General features: G+C 48.9%; 18 protein-coding genes and 1 pseudogene. 14 read left to right on the top strand and 5 right to left on the bottom strand.

The window, feature by feature from the left end; translation table 11 throughout:
• Positions 1–14: 14 nt before the first annotated feature.
• Together K6J72_RS05105 and K6J72_RS05100 are read left to right on the top strand one after the other, a co-directional pair.
• Positions 15–620 carry a formyltransferase family protein gene (locus K6J72_RS05105; protein ID WP_260320520.1) on the top strand — a complete coding sequence of 202 codons (606 nt, stop codon included), beginning with the start codon at positions 15–17 and terminating at the stop codon, positions 618–620.
• Entirely contained in the window at positions 613–1,767 is a 1,155-nt protein-coding gene (locus tag K6J72_RS05100; protein ID WP_221279055.1) for a cation:proton antiporter, read from the top strand. Before K6J72_RS05105 ends, K6J72_RS05100 begins: the two co-directional genes overlap by 8 nt.
• Here K6J72_RS05100 and K6J72_RS05095 read toward each other — a convergent pair.
• On the bottom strand, positions 1,764–2,543 hold the full coding sequence (locus K6J72_RS05095; protein WP_221279054.1) for an outer membrane protein: 780 nt from the start codon (positions 2,541–2,543) through the stop codon (positions 1,764–1,766). The genes K6J72_RS05100 and K6J72_RS05095 overlap by 4 nt on opposite strands.
• 152 nt (positions 2,544–2,695) lie before the next feature.
• Between K6J72_RS05095 and uvrA the strand changes: the two are divergent.
• Positions 2,696–5,498, top strand: a pseudogene (uvrA, locus tag K6J72_RS05090) (excinuclease ABC subunit UvrA).
• 198 nt (positions 5,499–5,696) lie between these two features.
• Positions 5,697–5,819: a hypothetical protein gene (locus K6J72_RS08405; protein ID WP_260320519.1), complete on the top strand. Its 123-nt coding sequence runs from the start codon at positions 5,697–5,699 to the stop codon at positions 5,817–5,819.
• Positions 5,820–6,175: 356 nt separating this feature from the next.
• Here the strand turns inward: K6J72_RS08405 and K6J72_RS05085 are convergent, their stop codons facing one another.
• Both K6J72_RS05085 and K6J72_RS05080 read right to left on the bottom strand, forming a co-directional pair.
• Positions 6,176–7,558 carry a phosphomannomutase/phosphoglucomutase gene (locus tag K6J72_RS05085; protein ID WP_221279053.1) on the bottom strand — a complete coding sequence of 461 codons (1,383 nt, stop codon included), beginning with the start codon at positions 7,556–7,558 and terminating at the stop codon, positions 6,176–6,178.
• Between the two features lie 10 nt (positions 7,559–7,568).
• Positions 7,569–8,735 carry a class I SAM-dependent methyltransferase gene (locus K6J72_RS05080; RefSeq protein WP_221281137.1) on the bottom strand — a complete coding sequence of 389 codons (1,167 nt, stop codon included), beginning with the start codon at positions 8,733–8,735 and terminating at the stop codon, positions 7,569–7,571.
• Between the two features lie 189 nt (positions 8,736–8,924).
• Between K6J72_RS05080 and K6J72_RS05075 the strand changes: the two genes are divergently transcribed.
• Genes K6J72_RS05075 through hemC form a run of 8 tightly spaced genes read left to right on the top strand, consistent with a single transcriptional unit; the run spans position 8,925 to position 15,250 of the window.
• The gene (locus tag K6J72_RS05075; protein WP_221279052.1) at positions 8,925–9,365 is read left to right on the top strand and encodes a Dps family protein; all 441 of its coding nucleotides are present in this window, start codon (positions 8,925–8,927) and stop codon (positions 9,363–9,365) included.
• Positions 9,365–9,643 (top strand): DUF2018 family protein, encoded by a 279-nt coding sequence (locus tag K6J72_RS05070; protein WP_221279051.1) that lies wholly within the window; start codon positions 9,365–9,367, stop codon positions 9,641–9,643. Before K6J72_RS05075 ends, K6J72_RS05070 begins: the two co-directional genes overlap by 1 nt.
• The gene (locus tag K6J72_RS05065; protein WP_260320518.1) at positions 9,636–10,034 is read left to right on the top strand and encodes a hypothetical protein; all 399 of its coding nucleotides are present in this window, start codon (positions 9,636–9,638) and stop codon (positions 10,032–10,034) included. The genes K6J72_RS05070 and K6J72_RS05065 overlap by 8 nt, the downstream gene beginning before the upstream one ends.
• A complete protein-coding gene (locus tag K6J72_RS05060) occupies positions 10,034–10,927 on the top strand; it encodes a polyprenyl synthetase family protein (protein WP_221279050.1) in 894 nt (297 codons plus the stop codon). The genes K6J72_RS05065 and K6J72_RS05060 overlap by 1 nt, the downstream gene beginning before the upstream one ends.
• Before the next feature lie 9 nt (positions 10,928–10,936).
• Positions 10,937–12,241, top strand: coding sequence for a glutamyl-tRNA reductase (hemA, locus tag K6J72_RS05055; RefSeq protein ID WP_221279049.1), 1,305 nt, complete (start codon positions 10,937–10,939; stop codon positions 12,239–12,241).
• Positions 12,241–13,965, top strand: coding sequence for a proline--tRNA ligase (proS, locus tag K6J72_RS05050; protein WP_221279048.1), 1,725 nt, complete (start codon positions 12,241–12,243; stop codon positions 13,963–13,965). The genes hemA and proS overlap by 1 nt, the downstream gene beginning before the upstream one ends.
• Positions 13,965–14,342 carry an FxsA family protein gene (locus tag K6J72_RS05045; protein ID WP_221279047.1) on the top strand — a complete coding sequence of 126 codons (378 nt, stop codon included), beginning with the start codon at positions 13,965–13,967 and terminating at the stop codon, positions 14,340–14,342. Before proS ends, K6J72_RS05045 begins: the two co-directional genes overlap by 1 nt.
• A complete protein-coding gene (hemC, locus tag K6J72_RS05040) occupies positions 14,339–15,250 on the top strand; it encodes a hydroxymethylbilane synthase (protein ID WP_221279046.1) in 912 nt (303 codons plus the stop codon). The genes K6J72_RS05045 and hemC overlap by 4 nt, the downstream gene beginning before the upstream one ends.
• On the opposite strand, the gene K6J72_RS05035 is transcribed toward hemC, so the two are convergent.
• A complete protein-coding gene (locus K6J72_RS05035; protein WP_221279045.1) occupies positions 15,240–15,899 on the bottom strand; it encodes a potassium channel family protein in 660 nt (219 codons plus the stop codon). The two genes, hemC and K6J72_RS05035, sit on opposite strands and share 11 nt — an antisense overlap.
• Before the next feature lie 148 nt (positions 15,900–16,047).
• Positions 16,048–17,373 (bottom strand): TrkH family potassium uptake protein, encoded by a 1,326-nt coding sequence (locus tag K6J72_RS05030; RefSeq protein ID WP_221279044.1) that lies wholly within the window; start codon positions 17,371–17,373, stop codon positions 16,048–16,050.
• Between the two features lie 601 nt (positions 17,374–17,974).
• Here K6J72_RS05030 and K6J72_RS05025 point away from each other — a divergent pair.
• Complete coding sequence (locus tag K6J72_RS05025) at positions 17,975–18,193, top strand: hypothetical protein (RefSeq protein WP_221281222.1); 219 nt, start codon at positions 17,975–17,977, stop codon at positions 18,191–18,193.
• A gap of 44 nt (positions 18,194–18,237) precedes the next feature.
• Entirely contained in the window at positions 18,238–21,822 is a 3,585-nt protein-coding gene (locus K6J72_RS08400; RefSeq protein WP_260320517.1) for an outer membrane protein, read from the top strand.
• Positions 21,823–21,875: the final 53 nt, after the last annotated feature.

Genomic DNA, 21,875 nt, shown 5'->3' with positions numbered 1-21,875 from the left:
CCTAGTATAGCAAAATGGGGGTTTTTGCCCCCTTAAGAAAACATGCTAACATGCCCGGCATGCACTCTTTAAAATTAGGCATTTTATTTAGCGCTGAAGGTACAAATATGCAAAATCTCGTGGAGAAGTTGCACCGACAAGTCTATAACCATCAAGGCACGCTAACAAGGCTAGAGTTTGCCCTCTGCGCCACCAACAACCCAAGGGCTGGGGGGATCAAGCGTTGCGAGAAGCTCAACATGCCATTTATCGTGGGTACAGAAGACGATTTTATCCCCGCCTTTAGGGGCTGTGCCTTGATTTTGTGTGCGGGTTACAATAAAATCTTAAGCCCCAAGTTTCTAGCCCACTTTAAAGCCCTAAACATCCACCCCTCTTTTTTGCCAAAGCACAAGGGAGCAAATGCCCTTGAAAGGAGTTTTAAAAGCCAAAGTGCTCTTGGGGTGAGCGTGCATTGGGTGAATGAAAAGCTAGATGGCGGCAAGATCATTTTACAAGAGAATCTAAGCCTAAAACCACAGGAGAGCCTAGCAAGTTACACCCAAAGGGTGCATGCCCTAGAGTATGCGCTTTACCCACAAGCCGTTTTAAAAGCCCTAAAGTTGTGTGCCCATGCATGATTTATTCATTTTAGTGGCGATCACGCCCCTGATTGTGCTCGCCCCCTATGCGAGCCGTGTGTTGAAAATGCCCGTGGCAGTGTTAGAGATCATTTTAGGCACTTTGGGGATTTACTGCGGGCTCTTAAAACCCAACGAGGGCTTTAGCGCATTGGCTGAGGCGGGGTTTTTGTTCTTGATGTTTTTGTGTGGCATGGAGGTGGATTTGTATGTGTTTAAGCAAATGGAGCGCCCCCTGTTGCAAAAAATCCTAAGTTACTTTGGCATTCTCTACACAATGGCTTGCACCATCACTCTAAGCTGCCACCTGCCCGCCCTCTACATCATCGCCCTGCCCATTGTGAGTTTGGGGATGATCATGACACTCGTGCGCGACTATGGCAAGGACAAGGCGTGGCTAAGTCTTGCACTCAAAGTAGGGGTGTTAGGGGAGCTCACAAGCATTATTTTATTGGTGATTGTGGATGGGATTTACTTGCACGGGCTGGGGGCGGATTTGGCGAAGGTTTTGGGGATTTTGCTCGCCTTTTTGCTCGTCATGGCGCGCTTGGTGCGCACTTTTAAGGTGCTGTTTTGGTGGTTTCCTAGACTAAAGGCCTTCATCATGCCAAGCAACGAGGCGAACCAAGACATGCGCTTTGCGCTCATGCTCTTTTTCCTCTTGGTGGGGATTGTGGCGTGGCTGAAGTTAGAATTGGTCCTAGGAGCATTTTTAGCCGGCACGCTCATTTCGACCTTTTTCCCCCACAAGCACGAGCTGTTTGACAAGCTGAATGACATCGGGTTTGGCTTTTTTGTGCCTTTATTCTTTATCCATGTCGGCTCGACTTTAGATCTGCGCTTGATCTTAGCACACCCGAGGTTTCTCACCCACGCCGCCCTAGTCGTGGCGTGCATGGCAAGTTTGCACCTTTTGAGCAGTTTTATCGTCTTTAAGGGGGAATTAAAAAGCATGAAAAACACCGCCATGTTTGCCATGAGCGCGTCCATGCCCCTAACTTTCTTGGTCACCACGGCCAGCGTAGGGCTAAGGGTGGGGGCAATCAATGAGGAAACTTATTACGCATTCTTGTTAGCGGCGGTCTTTGAGGGGGTGCTTTTCACCACCCTCATTAAAGTCTTGCAAAGACTCCCTAAACTAGCCTAGAAAGTGTAGAGGTAGCGCACATACACGGAGTAGTCGCGCTTCAAGCTGTAATAGTACCCACTTGTGCTTGCGGTTTGGGGGAAGAAGCGGTTAACCAGCATGGGCAATTTCACGCCCAGCTCTAGGCCATTGTGTTTGTAAATGTTGGTCCTAAAGCCAAAGTTCAACCACACATTGAAATTGCCGTGGTGGGGAAAGCCTGAGAGGTTAGCGCTGGGATCTGCAGCCAAGAGGGCAGCTTTCCAAGCGTGTAAGGTGGCGTCATTGACTTGCCACGCATTGCCCCCGATGGCAAAGCCCGCAAACACGCCCACATTGGCGTTTTTGCGGTCAATGAAGTTGCCCATGATGTCCGCACCGATGCCATAGGCGACCATGCTCAGGCGGACATTTTGGTCATAGCCCACGAGGCTATATTGCGGCCCCAGGTCGCTGAAACCATAGTCCAAGAAGCCGTAGTAGCGCACGCCCAGCCACTTGGTTTTGGCGTGAGGGATTTTAAAGAAAAACTTTTGCCCGACAAGCACGCCAAAGCCGTTCATCGCCCCATTGCCGTATTTGCCATGCCAACTAATGTTTGTCCCTTGCCAGTTCCTATAATCGGGACCCGTGCCGGGGGGGTAGCTGATCCCATCTACGGTCGTGTTGTATAGGTTCGTGTTCATCCTGCCTTGCCCGATTTGGTAATCTGCCCCGATAAAAACTCCGTTTTCTTCAGCCGCTAAACTCCCCACAACCCCAAGGGCTAAGGGCACACCCAATAGAAACTTTTTCATCACAATCCTTTAAAGTTCATCATAAATAGTGAAAATAGAGCGCAATCATAGCATGTTTAATCTCATAAAACAAGAAATTTGTATTTTTTTATTGCACGCCCTCCATAGAATTTAAGTATAATACCCCGCCATCTTACCAAAAAGAGTTGCATTTGCCAAACAGCATTAAAATCCATGGTGCTAAAGAAAATAATTTAAAGAACATTGACCTGGAAATCCCCAAAAACCAATTCATTGTTTTCACGGGGCTTAGTGGTTCGGGCAAGTCTACGCTTGCCTTTGACACGCTCTATGCTGAGGGGCAGCGCCGCTATTTAGAATCGCTCTCCAGCTACGCTAGACAATTTTTAGACAAGGTGGGCAAACCCGCCGTAGATAAGATCGAGGGGCTGATCCCCGCCATTGCGATCGATCAAAAGACCACTTCTAAAAACCCCCGCTCCACCGTGGGTACGACCACCGAGATTTACGATTATTTGCGTTTGCTTTACGCCCGCGTGGGGCGGCAACACTGCCACTTGTGTGGCGCGTCCATAGCGTCCATGCAGCCTAGCGACATCATTGTCCAAGTCTTGCAAGAGTGCGCGGGGCGTAAAGTCCTCATTTTAGCCCCCCTAGTAGACAATAAAAAAGGGCATTTTAACGATATTTTGCAAAACCTGCGCCAAAAGGGCTTTGTGCGCGCGCAAATCGATGGGGTTTTAACCCGCCTAGATGAGCCCCTAGAGCTTGCCAAAAATAAAAAACACAGCATTAAGGCGGTCGCCGATCGGCTGGAAGTGAGCACAGACAACCAAGCAAGGCTTTCAAGTGCGCTAGAGCGAGCCCTGAAAGAGGGTTATGGGCGGGTGGAGGTGCTGGACTTAGACACGAACAAAACCCGTCATTACAGCGAGCATTTGGCGTGTTTTGCTTGCAAAGTGAGCTTTGAGCCGCTAGAGCCCGTGAGTTTTTCTTTTAACTCACCTAGGGGGGCTTGCCCTGAGTGTGCGGGGCTTGGGGCAAAGGTGAGTTTAGATCTGCAAAAACTCTTGGATTTTAATTTGCCCATCGCCACCATGAAAAAGATTTTCTACAACAACGCCTACTACAGTGCTTTATTTGAGGGCTTTTGCGCCACAAATGGGCTAGACTTAAACAGCCCTTTTGAAAGCCTAGACAAGCACAAACAAGAGGCTTTGCTCTATGGCAATGGCAAAGAAATCCACTTCACCTACAAACAGCAAAAGCTTAGCCGCCCGTGGATGGGGCTCATCCAAATCATCTACGACTTGTTCAAAGATAAAAAGGACTTGTGTCAGTATATGGGCGAAAAGCTTTGCCCTAGTTGCAAGGGGCAGCGCTTAAAACCCCAATCTTTGGCGGTGCAAGTGGCTGGCCTTGGCATTTCCAACTTGATAAACATGCCCATAAACGCCGTGCACGCCTTCTTTAAAGACCCTAAGCACTTTGCTTATTTAAGTCCGCAAGAGCAGCGCATCGCTGCCCCGATTTTAAAAGAGATTGGCGAAAGGGTGTTTTTCTTAGTGGATGTGGGCTTGGGTTATCTCACTTTGGGGCGGGATGCAAGGACTCTTAGCGGGGGCGAATCCCAGCGCATCAGGATTGCCAGCCAAATCGGCAGCGGGCTTACGGGGGTGTTGTATGTGCTTGATGAGCCCAGCATCGGACTACACGAGCGCGACACCGCCAAACTTGTGCGCACTTTAAAAAATTTACAGCAAAAGGGCAACACTTTAATCGTGGTGGAACACGACAAAGAGACGATCAAACAAGCGGATTTTATTGTGGACATCGGGCCAAAGGCGGGCAAGCACGGGGGGCAGGTGGTCTTTAGTGGGAGTGTCCAAAAGCTCTTGCAAAGCAAGCACCCCACGGCTTTATACCTGCAAGGGCTCAAGAACATCACAAGGGCTAAATCAAATCTGCCTAAAAACCCACCTTGCTTGCAATTAAAGGGCGTTTCTATCCACAACATCCAAAACTTGCAGGTGAAAATCCCACTTAGGCAGTTTGTGTGTGTTACAGGGGTGAGCGGGAGCGGTAAAAGCTCGCTCATTTTGCAAACACTCTTGCCCATCGCCCAAGAGAAGTTAAACCATGCCAAAAAGAGCGGGGGGGGTGGGAGTCGTGCAGGGTTTAGAGCATTTAGACAAGGTGATTTACCTAGATCAAGCCCCCATAGGCAAGACCCCAAGAAGTAACCCCGCCACCTACACGGGGGTGATGGACGACATTCGCGAGCTGTTTGCCCAAAGCAAGGAGGCAAAAGTGCTAGGATACAGCGCAAGCCGCTTTAGCTTCAATGTGCGGGGGGGGCGGTGCGAAAAGTGCCACGGAGAGGGGGAGATTAAAATTGAAATGCACTTTTTACCTGATGTGCTGGTGCAGTGTGGCAGTTGCAAGGGGAGCAAGTACAACGAGCAGACCTTAGCCGTGAAAATCAAGGGCAAGTCCATCGCCGATGTGTTGCACATGAGCGTGGAGGAGGCGTTGGAGTTTTTTTCTAAAGTCCCCAAAATCGCCGCTAAATTGCAGACTTTAAACGCGGTGGGGCTGGGCTACATCACGCTAGGCCAAAACGCCACGACCCTCAGCGGGGGGGAGGCGCAGCGCATCAAACTCGCCAAGGAGCTTAGCCGCAAGGATACGGGCAAGACTTTATATATTTTAGACGAGCCGACCACGGGGCTACACTTCGAGGACATACAACTGCTTTTAAATGTCTTGCACTCGTTGGTGGCGTTGGGCAATTCTATGATTGTGATCGAACACAATTTAGACATCATCAAAAATGCAGATCACATCATTGACATGGGGCCTGAGGGGGGTGCTGGCGGGGGGCAGGTTGTCGCCACAGGCAGCCCAGCCACTTTAGCCAAAAACCACACCAAGACGGGCAGTTTCACGGGAAAATACCTAGCTCTAGAGTTGGGGCAGTCTGTGGATGATTAGCTTGTCAATGGTTTTCAATAGATTTTATAATGGACTTAAAACGCCTACTGGAGGGACTTCACGCCTATTTGGTGGGTGGATAAAATTTTTCGTTTACCAAAGTAAACAAGAGTTTTGCTATAGTCTGTGGCATGAAAACTAAAGGTTAGGTGAAAGCCTAACCCTAAGAGTTTTCAAATTTTATGGAAGGAGAATGTTATGAGCAACAGCAGCAACAGCAGCAACAGCAGGAACAGCAACAACAGCAATAACAGCAACAGCAGCAACCGCAACAATAGCAATAACAGCAACAACAGCAATAACAGCAACAACCAAGACTAAGTTGTGCTTGCCCTTCTCCCCCTTGTGGGGAGGGGAAACTCCCCGAATCTCCTAGAGCCTTATCTTGAGAGCCCAGAAAGCCAAAAACCCCAGCTCCCCAAAGCTAGAAGCTAGGGAATCTAAACAGGTTTTAGCACTCTACACCTTTGGCCAAAGACCAAAGTGCTTAAAAATTTCAAAGTTCTAAAGCCCGAAACAACAACCCAAGACAACTCAAAAGCCCGCACCTTTAGCCAAAGCTTGAGTCACCCAAGACTTTTATCAGCTCCAACCCTTAAAATTAAAAGGTGGGTTTCCATGCCCGCACCTTTGATGCGCGCCTGCGAGCGCAAAAACCACAGCCCGCAAAGTTTAGGTTAAAACTCAAGCAGGCCGAGCACCGCCTGTTTGTAGGCCTGTGCGCTCTTTTCATCCTTGCCTTCAAAGCGGGTTACTAAGGTGGGGGTGGTGTTGCTTGCCCGAATAAGCGCAAAACCATCTTTAAAAACCACCCTAACCCCATCAATGTCGATCAGATCTACGATGGGGGGGAAGTGTGGCGGTAATTGCCCCTTTAAACCCTCTTTAAGTTTGTCAATGATGGTAAACTTCTCTTCTTCTTTGACAGAAATTTTTTCTTCAGGGGTTTTATAAGAGTAGGGCAAAGCTTTTAAACTCTCTTCTAGGGCGTGGGGGCTTTGTTCTAAAAACAACTCCAATAGGCGCAAACAGGCATAAAGCGCATCGTCATAGCCAAAATAGCGGTCGTTGAAGAACAAATGCCCGCTCATCTCGGCAGCAAAATGGGCGTTTGTTTCTTTGAGCTTGACTTTTAAATTGCTATGCCCGGTTTTATACATGAGAGCTCGCCCGATTTCATTGATGGCGTTGTACATGACTTGCGAGCATTTGACTTCGCCGATGACTAGAGGCTTAATGCCTTTTTTGGCTAGGCTCTTGGCAAATAAAATCGCCAATTCGTCGCCGGCGTAAATGTGCCCGGGTGTCAGCAGAGCAACTCTATCTGCGTCCCCATCAAAGGCGATGCCTATGGGGATTTGGTGGGCTTGCATGTGGGCTTGCAAGTCTTTTAAATTCTTGGACTCGCTAGGGTCGGGGTGGTGGTTAGGGAAAGTCCCATCGGGCTTAGGATAAAGGCTGTCAAACTTGACATTTAACGCCATTAGCACAGGTTCTAAGCCGATCGCCCCCACTCCATTGCCAAAATCTAGTGCAATTTGATAGGGGAAATCTTTTAAATGCCTAAAGGCATTGATCAAGTAAGAGTGGTAGGCTTCTTTGGCTTGGAGGGGATGGGCTGGGGTGGGCTTTGGGCTAAAAGGCGTGGGGGCTTTTAGCATGTGCTCTTTTAGTTCTTGAATGGCTCGCCCATAAAAGGGTTTTTGGTCTAGAGTGATTTTAAAGCCATTGTATTCGGGCGGGTTGTGCGAACCGGTGATCATGATGGAATGGGGGATTTTGGTGTTCTCAATGGTGTTAAAGGTGGCAAAGTAGGCTACAGGGGTGGGGATCAGCCCCATATCATAGACCTCTACAAAGTTTTCAAGCCCGCTTTTAAGCCACGCAAATAAAGTCGGGGAGTGTGTGCGGGCATCGTAACCAAGTGCTACCTTATTGCAGGTTTGTGCCATGATCTTGCCTAATTCTAGCCCGATTTGGCGCACACAAGGCTCGTTTAAATTCTCATTAAAAATCCCCCGAATGTCATACTCTCTAAAAATGCTCGGGTCTAATTGCATAAAAATCCTTTTATTGATAAATGTAAGCGTTTGTCAGCGGAATCGTGTTGTCTACGCTGTTGGTTAAGAGCAGTTGGTAGAGGTCCACACTCCCCACTCTAAAGGCGGAGGCGCAACTATTCAAATAGAGCGACCACATACGGATAAAGCGGGTATCATACATTTGAGAAATTTGCTCTTGTTTGTCGCAAAAGTTTTTATGCCAAAGGTCTAGGGTTTTGGCATAGTGTAGGCGCAAACTCTCGCCTAGCACCAAGTGAAAATCGCTTTCGCTGGCTATGGAGATCACTTCACGCAAAGAGGGCAAATACCCGCCGGGAAAAATGTATTTATCGATCCACGCGTTGGTGGTACCTTCAAAGCAACACAAAATGGAGTGCAACAAGAACATGCCCCCCACCTTCAAGACTTCTTTGACCTTTTTAAAGTAAAAGGGCAGATTCGCCTTGCCGACATGCTCAAACATCCCCACGCTCACGACTTTATCAAAGCGGTAATGCATGCCATCTAAGTCTTGATAATTCAAAAGCTTGATGCTAACCCGATCGCTTAGCCCCAAATCCTTCACCTTTTGGCTCGCCTGTTTAAACTGCTCTTCAGAGATGGTGATGCCCAGCACTTCTACATCGTACTCTTGCGCCGCCCGAATGGAGAGATAGCCCCACCCACAACCGATGTCTAAGAGTTTTTCGCCCTGCTTTAAGTCGAGCTTTTTTAAGGTGTGATCTAACTTTTGCAGTTGCGCTTGGTACAGAGTGTCGCTCTCTTTCTTGAAGTAGGCACAGGAGTAGCTTAAAGTTTCATCCAGCCACAAAGCGTAAAAGTCATTGCCGAGGTCGTAGTGGCTTTTGATGTTGGACTTTTCTCTGTCGGCGGGCTGGACGGGCGTGGCATTGTCGTGCTTGTGTAAGTGCTCATAATTAGTTTGCAAATACAACACCCGCATCACGGCATCCATCGAGCCTTCAATGTCGATCAAGCCGTCCATGTAGGCTTCGGCAATGGTCAAAGACATGTCTTTTTTAATGTCGCTCATTTTTAAGGGGCGGTTGATTTTTAAAGTGAATTGTGGGGTTTTTGTGCCGTTTTGGTAGACATCTTTATCCCAAAACACCACGCGGTAATCTCCATTTTGCCACTTTTTAAACATGGATTTTAGAAAAAATTTAGAGAGCATTTTCCAACCTTCGTTTGTGCTCCACCTGTTTGGGGGTGTGCTAAGGCGCGTGAAACCGCCATTGTAAACTAATTTCATTTAAAAATCCTTAGCGCGGCGTGGCTAAAAGTTTGCGTTAACCATTTTTAGGCTAAAATTAGCGCCTAGTTTTTAAGACTAGTCAGCAAAAAACTATCACAAGGGGAGTTTATGAAAACAAAAACGCTTGACCTGCTAAGACAACTCCAAGCCGACAGCCTTGTTTTGTTCATGAAGTTACACAATTTCCATTGGAATTTAAAAGGGCATGATTTCTACCCCATGCATAAGTTCACGCAGGCCCTTTATGAGGAGTTTGCCGACATGTTTGATGACCTAGCCGAGAGAGTGGTGCAGCTAGGGCATGTCCCTGTGGTTACGCTTGCTGAGGCGTTAAAAGTCGCCCACATTAAAGAGGAGAGCAAGCACAGCTTCCACAGCAAAGAGGTCGTGGAGGCGATTTTGCACGACCACGAGCATTTGGAAAAGCACTTCGTGCAACTCTCCGAGTTTGCCGATGAGGCGGGCGATAAGGTCACCGTCGCCTACGCCGATGAACAGCTCGCCAAATTGCAAAAATCTGTGTGGATGCTCAAGGCTAGCCTAGCCTAATGCTACAGAATTTAGAGGTCTTGGAGGGCGACCCCCTTGAAAAATGGGGGGAGATCCTACTGCACGCTAGTCCCAAGCGTTCTTTGGAGGAATTAGAGCGGTTTTTGGAGTGGCGGGCTTTGGGCATGCTGTTTTTGGAGCAAGAGGGCTTGGAGGACAAGTTTGAGGCGTTGTTAAAACAGCTCAAATTTGACCCCGCCTTGCAAGAAAAAGTACACGCCAAGAAAATAGATTTAGCCATACAGTCCATGGCGACCGTCCTTAGTGGACATGAATAGGCTTTGGCTCGTGCTGCTCTTAGCCCCTATGGTGTTTGCTAAACCTTTGGATCGCACGCTCACGCTTAAAAAAGACGAAGTTTTTAGCGGGGAGTTGCGCCTGGGCAAAATCAAAAAGCCTCTCTCCTTGCGTTGGACTTTGTTTAAAGATCACGGGTTGGTGGTGCATTTGAAGCTAAACCACTTCCCCTACCAGTTCATTTTGTATCAAGATTTTCAACGCAGCACCTTTAGGGCGGACATTTTTAAAGAAAACAGCGCAGCGCAAGAGAGCAGCGGCAAATACGAACACCCCTATTTTTTAGTAACCTTTAAAAACTTCAACGACAAAGAGGGGGTTGCGGCCTTAAAAGTGAAAGCGTCCCCCAACCTAGTGTGGGTTGAGCCCTAATGTTAGAGCGCATACAAGCCAAAATCAAGACCTTTTTAGAGGAAGTGCATAGCCCACAAGCCCTGCGCATGGCACAGAATTTGGGCATGGGTAAAATGCTAAGAAGCCGCCTCATCCTCACCATTTGCACCAAGCACCCCCAGCTCGTGGATTTTTGCGCCATTATAGAAATGATCCAAACCGCGTCCTTGCTCCACGATGATGTCATTGACAACGCCACCACAAGGCGCGGACACGAGTCGCTAAACCATGTCTTTGGCAATACAAATGCGATCATGCTCGGCGACATTTTCTACTCAAAAGCCTTTTGTGCCTTAGCCGACTTTGCCAAACCCGTGATAGAGGTGGTCGCCCAAAGCGTGGTGGCCCTCTCAAGGGGCGAGATCAAAGACACCCAAATGGCTGAGGCCTTCAACCCCAATCAAGATTTTTACATAGACATGGTCGCCGACAAAAGTGCAGCCTTGATCGTGGCGAGCAGCGGGGGGGCAGCTCTGTTGGCCGGCCTAGATTTTGAAAAATACGCCGCCTTTGGGCGCAACTTTGGTATTGCCTTCCAAATCATTGACGACTTGCTAGACATCACCCAACCTGAAGAAGTGCTAGGCAAGCCCGCTTTCAGCGACTTTAAGGAGGGCAAAAGCACCCTGCCCTATATTCTCTTGCACCAGTGTTTAAACCCCGCAGAGCAGGGCATTTTAAAAGGGCATTTCAAAAGCCCTAAAGAGGAAGCCAAGTTGTGGTGCAATGAAAAATTTAAAGAACACAACATCATCCAAGCCACTTTGCAAGAGGCCAAAGCCTACACCCACAAAGCCCTAGAAGCGATCAAGGGTGAGGGCAACCAAGCCCTAGAGGCGATGGCTTTGCGGGTGTTAGAAAGACAGTTTTAGGGGGCTAGAGTGGACGATCCAACTTATAGCGTCTTGAGTTTCACGCACAAACGCCTGCCCATTGAGTTGCGCGAGCGTTTGGCTTTTAAGGACGATGCCGCTTTGTTGCACTTCTTGCAAGACTTGAAGCACCAACAGCCAAGCTTAAGGGAAATCATCGGGCTTTGTACCTGCAATCGGGTGGAATTTTACTGCTATGGGGCGGTGGACTTTGGCGCAATATTAGAGGCGCTCGCCCGCGCCAAGAGCCTACCTTTGACTCTTTTGCAAGAAAAAAGCACCCGTTACACCCATACAGAGGCGGTGTACCACAGCTTTAGCGTGGCAAGCAGCCTTGATAGTCTGGTGGTGGGAGAAACGCAAATCACGGGGCAGCTCAAAGAGGCGTATAAAGCGTGTTTTGAGGCAAAGCTTTGCGGTAAACACCTAAGCCGCTTGGCGCATTTTGCCTTTAAATGTGCGGGGCGGGTCCGAAGTGTAACCGCCATTTCTTCACAAGTCGTGTCTATTGCGTCCATGGCGGTCAAGCAAGCCCTAGAGGTACTAGAAAGCGAGGATCTGCCTAAAAAAGCGGTGGTGGTAGGCGTGGGACAAATGGGACAACTTGTGTGTAAGCACCTGCTTTCTAAGGGCTTTGAAGTGCTTTTGTGTAACCGCCATTTAGAAAACGCCCAAACCTTTAAAGACACCCTAAGCGAGCCAAACATCCGCATTGACAGCCTAGAGAACCTAAAAACCCACATCAACACCCACCCCTTTTGTTTCAGCGCGACCCACTCCCCAAACCCCCTCATCACGCCCGACATGCTAGAGCAAACCCCCTTTAGGCGCTTTTGGTTTGATTTGGCCGTGCCGCGCGATATTCAAGACCCCAAAGACCCCAGCATTTGGCTTTACAGCGTGGACGACTTAAAAGGGGTGGTTGCCGACAATTTAGAAAAACGCCAGAAGGACACCGCCAAAGCGCACGCCATCATCGCTGAAGACACAGCGCAATTCTTTGCGTGGTTGCAGACCCTAGAGCTAGACCCACTCATCAAAGGGCTTAGAGATTTGGCCAAACAAGCCTCCCTAAAGGAACTCAGCAGAGCGGTAAAAAAGGGCTACATCCCCCCAGAGTTGCAAGACAATGTCGCCAAAATCCTACACAACGCCTTCAACACCTTTTTGCACCAGCCCACCGCCACCCTAAAGAAAAACGCCCACAAGGAAGAGGGCGACATGCTCGGCGAATCTTTAAAATCCCTTTTCAACTTAGGAGGCGATCCGCTGTTTTTAAACGCTTACCGTTGCGAACACACTAAAGGACTTTAATGCGTTATTCCAAACTCTTTGCCCCCACTTTAAAAGAGCCCCCCAAAGATGCAGTGCTCAAAAGCCATCAATTCCTCGTGCAAGCCGGCTACATCCAACAAATAGGCAGCGGGGTGTATAGCTTCCTGCCCCTAGCCCAAAGGGTACTTAAAAAGATTGTCAATGTCATAGACGAGGTCATGCAAGCGCATGGAGCGCAGAGTTGTTTGTTTAACTTTGTTACCCCAGCTTTGCTGTGGCAAGAGAGTGGCCGTTTTGACAAGTATGGCAAGGAACTTTTAGCGTTTAAAGACCGCAAGGACAACGATTTTGTGTTAGGGCCCACGCACGAAGAAGTGGCGACAGTGATCGCCAAAGCCCACATCAAAAGCTACAAACAACTCCCCATCAATCTCTACCAAATCCACACCAAATTTAGAGATGAAATCCGCCCCCGCTTTGGGCTCATGCGCGCTAGAGAGTTTATCATGAAAGACGCTTACAGCTTCCACGCCAACACCACCGACCTAGATAGAGAATTTGAGAACATGCACCAAGCCTACCATGAAATCTTTACACGGCTAGGGCTTAAAGTGCGTGCGATTGAGGCCGACAGCGGGGCGATCGGAGGGAACAAGAGCAAAGAGTTTGTGCTCTTAGCCCCCTGTGGGGAGGACACCTTAGTGGCGTGTGAAAATTGCGCCTATGTGGCTAATGTGGAGGTTGCCAAAAGGGCTAAAAGGGAAGAACCGCTCAATGTCCCCAAAGCCGCCTTTGCCAAGTTCCCCACGCCAAACACCCCCAACATTGAGGCGGTGAGCGCCTACCTAAAAGTAGAGCCCTTTTTTATCTTAAAAGCGGTGGTGAAGAAGGCCATTTTAGAAAATGGCGCAAGCCAACTTGCGGTGTTTTTTGTTCGGGGCGATGACAGCCTAGAGGAAACCAAGGCTCTAAACGCCTGCAAGAGCCAAGCACCCATCTTGAGTCTAGAGGACATTGAAAGCGCAGAGCTGCAAAAATATGGGCTTTTTGCCGGCTACATCGGGCCCTATGGACTAAAGCACCTTGCACCAAATGCTTTGGTGTTCTTTGACACCGACTTAAGCGAGGCAGATAGCCTTGTGTGCGGGGCAAATGAAGAGGGGGCGCACTTTGTGGGCGTGGATTTGTCTAGTTTTAGTGGATTAGATTACAAAGACATTGCCACAGCCAAAGAAGGGCAAGCTTGTGCTGAGTGCGGGGGAACCCTCAAGCACCACAAGAGCATAGAAGTGGGGCATATCTTTAAACTTGGGGATCGGTACTCTAAAAGTTTAGGGGCGCAGTTTTTGGACAAAGAGGGGCGGGCGGGGTGCTTTGAAATGGGTTGTTATGGGATCGGGGTGAGTCGCCTGCTTGCCGCCATTTTGGAGCAAAATGCCGATGAAAAGGGCTGTGTGTGGAGTGAAACCACCGCCCCTTTTAAGGTGGTGTTGATTGTGGCAAACACGAAAGACAATGAGCTAAACACCCTAGGCGAAGAATTATACACCACCCTTTTAAATGCCCATGTAGAAGTGTTGTTAGACGATCGAGTCGAGCGCTTTGGGGCGAAAATGGCGGATTTTGAGCTGATCGGTTGCACTTATGCGCTCATTGTGGGCAACAAGGCCAAAGGGGGGGTGTTTGAGCTTGTGAAAAGACAAGGTTTAAGTAAGCTTGAGATGACAAAACAAGAGGTCTTAGACTTCTTTAAAGGCGTGTAGTGCCCTTTGTATTCCTGCTTGGGCTTGGTTACTTGGCTTTTGAAATTTATTTAGTGGTGCAAGTTGTGGATCGCTTTGGGGTCTTTGCCTTTTTGCTTGAGGTGGCGGCGAGCGCCTTTTTAGGGGGCATGGTGCTGTTAAAAAGCCCGTTTTACAATCTCACCGAACTTGTCAATGAGCGGCTAAACCCTTTATCGTGGGCTGAGGGACTGTTTTTGCGCTCGGTGGGTGGGGTGTTGTTGCTCTTGCCCGGGGTGTTGTGCGACATCTTCGGCCTGCTCTTGCTCTTTGTGGCGAGCGTGCGCAAGAAAGAGCCTCCACTAGACCCAGACCAGTCCGAAATCATTGATGTGGAAGTGAGCGACAAGAAAAAATGAAGGAATTGGTGATCGGGAGTCGGGGCAGTCAGCTAGCCCTGTGGCAAGCCCGCTATATACAAACACAATTGGACAATTTGGGCTTGAAAAGCCGCATTGAGGTCGTCAAGACCAAGGGGGATAAAATCCTAGATGTCCCCCTAGCCAAAATCGGGGGCAAGGGGCTTTTCACCAAAGAGTTAGAAGAGCTCTTGCTTGTAGGGGCACTGGATTTGGCCGTGCACTCGCTCAAAGACGTCCCGGTAGAATTAACCCCGCCCTTAAGCCTAGCCTGTATCAGTAAAAGGGCGGATTCAAGGGATTGCTTTTTGAGCGTGCATTACCCCTCTTTGGAGGATTTGCCCTTGGGGGCAAGAGTCGGCACAACATCGCTGCGCCGCTGCATGCAGCTTAAAAGACTCCGCCCCGATTTAGACACCTTGAGTTTAAGGGGCAATATCCAAACCCGCTTGCAACGCCTAAAAGAGGGGGCGTTTGACGCAATTATTCTAGCCTATGCGGGGGTGGAGCGGTTGCAAATTTGCATGCCTTATTGCACACCCTTAAGCTTTAAGCAAATGCTCCCGTGCATGGGGCAGGGGGCTTTGGGCGTGGAAATGGCAAGCGATCACCCCCTTTTTGCCACCATCACACAGCTAAACGACCCAAGAAGCGCGTTTTTATGCGGGCTAGAGCGGACATTCATCGCTAAACTCAATGGGGGCTGTCAAGTACCCTTAGGCGTGCATGCGTCCTTAAAGGGGGAGGTGCTCGAAATGCGCGCCATTGTGGGGCTTTTGGACGCAAGCCAAATTGTGAAGGAAAAGGTGAGCGGGCATGTGCAAGAGGCGGATGAACTCTTGCAGCTGCTCTTAGAACGCTTCATTGAAAAGGGCGCGCTGGAGATTTTGGCGCAAATTAGCCCTTAGGCTTGCTGGCTAAAAGAGCATCCACTTCCCTAGCCGCTCCGATCAAGAGCAAAATGTCCCCTTCAGTCAAGAGCGCACCCATAGGGACTTGGTAGTCCCACTGCGCCCCATGCTTGAGGGCCACGGCCTTTAAATCCGCCTTAGAGTTGTCTAAGAAGTCTTGCAAAGTCCTTTGGGCTTGCTCGGGGGTGATGAGTAGACGCACAAGGCGCATGTGCGTGGTGATCTCTATGATGTCTAAATGGGGGTTTAGACTAAGCCCCCTAACCAGCCTCTTAGCTGCATCCCTTTCAGGGTAAATCACCCTGTCTGTGCCGATTTTAGAGAGGATTTTGCCATGGATTAATGTGGAGGCTTTGGCGATCACTTCCTTAACTCCGCTTTCTTTCAGTGCCATCACTGTTAAAATGGAGGCTTCCACATTTTGCCCGATACTCACAATCGCAATGTCCGCCTCACTGATGCCTGTTTCTTTGAGAGCCACGCTGTCAGTCGTGTCTAAAATAAATAAATTGTCGCACACACTTTTAAAGAGCCTCACCCGCTCTTCGTTGACATCGGCGGCGATGATTTGCTCGCCATTTTCAATCAACCCTCTAGCGACATGCCCGCCGAACTTACCCAAACCCAAAACCGCATAAGTTTTCATTGTTGTTGGCCTTTAAAATCGTGAATTTGCAAGCGAGCTCCAAAGCTTAGGTTTAACGAGCGCGCAAAAATGTCCGCCACCCTCTTGCTAATAGCACTTCCATTGATGGCGCAAGCCGTGTGTGGCCACATCAAAAGTTGGTCAATATTTATAAAACCACCTCTTCTTCAGGGTAACGGACATGGTGGGTCTTGCTCTTACCCACTAACGCCATGCTAAAGACCAACACGCCCACCCGCCCCATAAACATTAAAAGCATTAAATACAACTTCCCAAAGCTGCCAAACTGCGCCACCAATGAGAGATCGCCCCCATTGCCTGTGCTCACCCCCACTGTGCCAAACGCCGAACAAATCTCAAAGAACAAATGCAAAAAGAATTTGTTTTGGCGGTCCTCAGTTGCGCTTAAAAACATGGCAGAAATGACAATGTAAAACATGGCGACAATGAAAATCAAAAAGGATTTTTTCACCGCACTTTGGGGGATAGTGCGCTTAAACAACACGACTTCCTGCCCCTTTAGGGCGTGGTAGGCGTAAACCAAAAGGATGGTTAAAGTGGTGATTTTAATCCCCCCAGCTGTGCTGCCCGGTGCCGCCCCGATCACCATGAGCAAAGAAGAGAAAAACAAACTCTCATCGTGCAAACTAGCCATATCAATGGTGTTAAAGCCCGCTGTGCGTAAATTGACAGAGATAAAAAACGCTGCCATCACTTTCGCCCACGCACGCAACCCCCCTATGCTCTTAGGGTTGTCCCACTCAAAGAGCAAGACCACCGCCACGCCAAGCAAAAGAAAACCCAAAGTCGCCCACAATACGATGCGCGTATGTACACTCAAACGGGTGTTTTTGCGGTGGTTGTAGCACTCGCTTAAGACCAAAAAGCCCAAACCCCCAAAAATGATGAGGGCGCAAACGATGAGGTTAATGGGAGCGTTGTTTTGATAGTCCACTAAATTAGAGGCAAAAATGCTAAAGCCGGCATTGTTGAAGGCAGAAATGGCATGGAAGAGCCCCGCCCAAAGGGCTTGCTTGAAGGGTAAATGCAGTGCAAAACACATGCTAAGAAGCACCGCCCCCACGCCCTCAATCGCCAAAGTGAAAATCAAGATTTTTTTAAGGTACAAGATCACGCCCTGCATGTTTGGGTAATCCAGCGACTCTTTAAGCATTAAACGCCCCTTAAAGCCCATTTTCTTCCCCAAAAGCAAGAACAAAAACCCCGCCAGCCCCATGTAGCCAAACCCCCCCGCTTGTATCAGCCCCAACAACACCGCCTGCCCATAGACACTAAAATCTGTCGCGGGGTTTGCCGTGATGAGGCCCGTGAGGCACACCGCAGAAGTGGCGGTGAAAAACAAATCCAAAAAGGCGATGGGTCTAGTGTGCATGGGGGCTAAATCCAGCACAAGTGCCCCCACAAGGGCTAAAAGTACATAACTACCCACAATCATGCCAAAGATTTTACGCAAGCGACCACCGCCTATGCTAGCCTAAATAAATCAAAAGGGAATCATGGCGACATTATAGCACAGCGTGGCGGAGTTTGTCGATATAATTTATGTAAAGCATTAAATTAGTTTTTTGTGCTAAAATGAAAAAAATGTATGGCGTGGCGTTGAGAGCTCGGCCACTTGTCCTCATTTGGGTTTATCCCTTGGGTTTATCCCTTGGGTTTATCCCTTGGGTTTATCCCTTGGGTTTATCCCTTGGGTTTATCCCTTGGGTTTATCCCTTGGGTTTATCCCTTGGGTTTATCCCTTGGGTTTATCCCTTGGGTTTATCCCTTGGGTTTATCCCTTGGGTTTATCCCTTGGGTTTATCCCTTGGGTTTATCCCTTGGGTTTATCCCTTGGGTTTATCCCTTGGGTTTATCCCTTGGGTTTATCCCTTGGGTTTATCCCTTGGGTTTATCCCTTGGGTTTATCCCTTGGGTTTATCCCTTGGGTTTATCCCTTGGGTTTATCCCTTGGGTGATAGGGGGTTTGCTTAAGGGGCGTAAAGCCCCCCCCGCAAGCCCCCCTATGTCTAGTTGCTCTTCGCTTGCCTTAAATCCAACAGCGAGGAGATCCTGTGCGCTTACATTCAATGTTTTTACCTCTCTTAGCCGCTCCGTTGCTTTTAGCTGAAAACAGCGGAGTTTATGGAGAAGCGGGGTTTCAATACTCCAACATGACAAAGGCAACTAAGGATAGCCAACAGGTGCCCACAAACCCACTTTGGCAACTAAATCCACTCAAGGGCATTGAGGCAACAAAGCCCATTTTAGTGCCCCCGCAACCGGATAAATAAGCTCCCTATGTCCAGACACAGCCCGATGAGGGCAAGGGGATTTGATGAAAAGACCTGTTTTTGTTAAAAAAGCCAGACCGCTCTTAAAAAGGTGCACCAAGCGTGCTTGTCCGTTAGGCCTTGTGATCGCTTCTGCGCTTTGCCCTCTAAAGGCTACACCTGTGCTACAGGCGCAAGTGAACTTTGGCATGTTTGTAAGCACCCCTGAGAGTGCGCAAAGCATCGCTAAAGCCCTTTTAGGCAACACGCAAGGCTGGGGTGTGAATCAAATTTTGCAAGACTTAGAGACATTAGATGGAAACTTTGGGAGTACTAAGAGCCGCTTAGAGGGCCTGGGCCAAGCACTATCACAAGTTGACACCAGCACACCTACAGTTCCAGACAGCCTAGATGGAGGTGTCCAAACATCGCAGATAGAAGGTGATTTCACTAGTGCGTTCAATGCGCTTAAAAACTACCCTCAAGCCCTTAAAGACTTGCAAAGCGCTTTGCAAAATGCCTTAAGCCCAAGTCCAGCCCCCGACCCCACAGCACCCCTACAAAATCTGCAACAAAACCTCCAACAACCCCTAGACGACATCAAGGGCATTTTACAACCCACCACCAAAAATGTAACAAGCACAAGTCAAGAGTTGGAACAGACCTACAATAAAGTCAATCAACAAGTGAAGGCTCTCGAGGATTTATACCCCATAAATGGAGCGTGGACTAAGGTGTCCACCGTCAAAAGTGTGGACGACACCCTAAAGGCCTTGGACAACCTCGCTGCCACCGCTAAACAAGATGCCCAAACCCTAAATTTAAGCCCGCAGGCCCAACGAGATTTAGCCAAAGCGCTTGCAAATTTAAACGACCTCAAAGGTGTTACAGACACACTGTGGGGCATAAATGTCAATAGTGCCCTAGTCAACGCAGTCGGCATTGCCGCCTTATTGAAGAAAGTTGGCAGCAATTACCAAGTAGCCCGCAGTGCCCTAGAAAAAGCACAAGTCGCAGCCGCACAAACGGCGAGTCAAGTGGGGCTTTTAAAACAAGTGGGCAACATTGTGGCAGATTTAAAAGACCTAAAGGGAATGGATACAGAGGCCAACAGCGCAGCCAGCGCGGTGCAAAGCATCAATGAGGTTTTACAAAAATACCAACAACAGTACAACGGCTACAATTCTACACTTAAGGGGATCAACACCAGCATTAAGAACATCAGCCAAGAAATCACACAGGCATACAACTACGCAACGGGGCAAACTAAGGGTGTAGATTCGACTCTTTGCGCCTCAGCCGATACCTGCTTAAACAGCGCCATCAAGGCTCTTGAAGGCATCACCGGCAACCAAACAAACCAAAAAGATGTGGCGGGTTTGCAAAACATCGCCAATAGTTTACAAGCCAATACGGATTTAACGCATTTCAATGTCAAGGCTTTAAACGACACCATCGCTAAACTCACTAGCAGCCTAACCCCCCTACAAAACATCAGCACGATCCTAAAAGACATACAGGCCATCAATGCATCTAGCGGTGCGGGTAGCACCGCCACAGACTTGAGCAACACCATTAAGGCCATAGAGGGTGTTCAAGACGCTTTAAACACAATCGATGCTAAGAGGACCACAGACACGACCCAGGACAGAATCAACGCTCTAGACCAACCCAGCGGTGCTTTGGGTCAAGCGGCAAACTCTTATGGTTCTGCAATGCGCTATCTAAAATTTTTGCCACTACAAATACAGAGTATTCTATCTGGCGGATTATTTGGTGGGCCATCGAGCGGGCAAAGCCGGACACAGAATCTTGCATACATTGAGGGCATTATGTCAAGTGCGGCCTCAACAATTCAACAGGTTTACACCCAATACCAAACTGCCCAAACCGCCATCAACACCGCCGCCACAGACACAAAAAACTTCACTAGCCTCCCCGCAACCATCAGCAACGCTCTAAACACAACCATGCAAGATTTGCAAAATTACATCAAGACCCTAACAGGACAGGACATCACCCAAGCCCTGCAACAAGCCAAGGCCAACCAAAGCAGGGCCGATTCTCTCGTGCAAACGGCCTTTGAAAATTACAAAAACGCCGCCAACGCCTTGAGAAATGTGGTGGATGACTACAGTGCTATCACCAACTCCATGCTCCCAACGGCCCAAAGCAACACCACCAGCAGCCAACAAAAATTAGCTAAGGCCCAACAACTCATCAAGGAAATCGAACAAGCCCTCACCGGTTATCAAAATGCCCTAAAGACCACCGCCAATACGCCCCCTAAACCCGCCCCAACGCCACCACCCACACAACCAAATGTCCACAATCAGCCAAACGATCCGGGCAAAGTGGCTAGCCACAATGCTAAGGCAGATCAACCCCTAAGCCCCGATGTTAAAGTGAGCGGTACAAAAACCAGCACAAACGACCCGACACCTCCCCTGCCTATTTACAACCCAACGCCCACTGACACCAGCCCCACAAACAGCAGTCCCCTACAAATCCTATCCAATGCCACAGACCCCGCAGAGCAAAGAGAAAATGCGTGGGAGCTCTATGTCAAAACCCAAAATCAAATCGTGGAGAGTGTCCAAGCAGAGTTGGAAGCCCAAGCCAAAGAGCAGGGCATGGACCTTGCCCAAACCCTCGTTAATCTCATGGCGGGCATGCAACAAAGCGTGGGGCAGAATTTAGGGCAAGGGTCAGAAAACTACATCAGTGCGGTCTTAATCGAGCACTACAACCACTTTTATAACGCCGTGTTAGACAACCCCAACATCAGCTTCTATGCGGTGCAAGAGAGCCTAAATAACCTCATCGGTGAAGTGGCTAACGCCCGCCAAAACTTATTTGACGATCTCAACCCAGACACCCCGCTCATCAGCCCTAAACTGCCTCCACAAACGGCCATGCTTTTAGCTCGAATCGATTTGCCTAAGTTAAACCTTGCGGTTGATGCGCTCCCTGTAGCTAAGAGCATCGGGGCGGCGGTGAAAGAGTTGAATATTCTGCTCGCCTACCTCAACACCATTAAAGCCGACTTGAAGCAGTATTTAAACGCCAGCCGCCAGCCCACCGCCGGTGCGCCAAAATTCATCACCCAAAACCTCAACCAAAGCCAAAACGGCAACATGTACGGCGTAAACGCACAAATGGGATACAAACAATTCTTTGGCAAGCAAAAGCGTTGGGGTGTGCGCTACTACGGGACCTTTAGCTACCAACACGGCACTTTTTACATGAGCGATTCTCTGGCGGTGGACAACTTTGTCTATGGGGCGGGGGTGGATGCGCTCTACAACTTCTATGAAAGTAAGGATGGCAGATACACTTCGGGCGTGTTTTTGGGCTTGATGCTGACCGGCTCGACTTGGCTAGCCAAGGGGGCGAGCAATTATGAAGCCTACATGGCAAATTTAAATGCCCATGGCGGGCATGCAGCGATGCACACAACTTATTTTCAAATCCCCTTAAATGTGGGTTTTAGAACCAATGTCAGCAAGCACAACGGGTTTGAAATCGGCTTGCGTATCCCCTTGAGCACAGACTACTACTTCAGGGGTACAAGCACTAACGGAGATAGCCTAGACATCACCTATAAGCGCAACATCTCGGTGTTCTTTAACTATGTTTACAATTTTTAACCCCCTTACAATCTTCTAGTGGATTTGTGTTTGTTCTTAGGGGCTCTTTGTTG

This window comes from Helicobacter sp. NHP19-003, from assembly GCF_019703305.1.
In the GTDB taxonomy this organism is placed as follows: Bacteria; Campylobacterota; Campylobacteria; order Campylobacterales; family Helicobacteraceae; genus Helicobacter; species Helicobacter gastrocanis.
The sequence above is the reverse complement of the archived record's forward strand: the minus strand, read 5'-3'. Positions and strand labels throughout refer to the sequence as shown.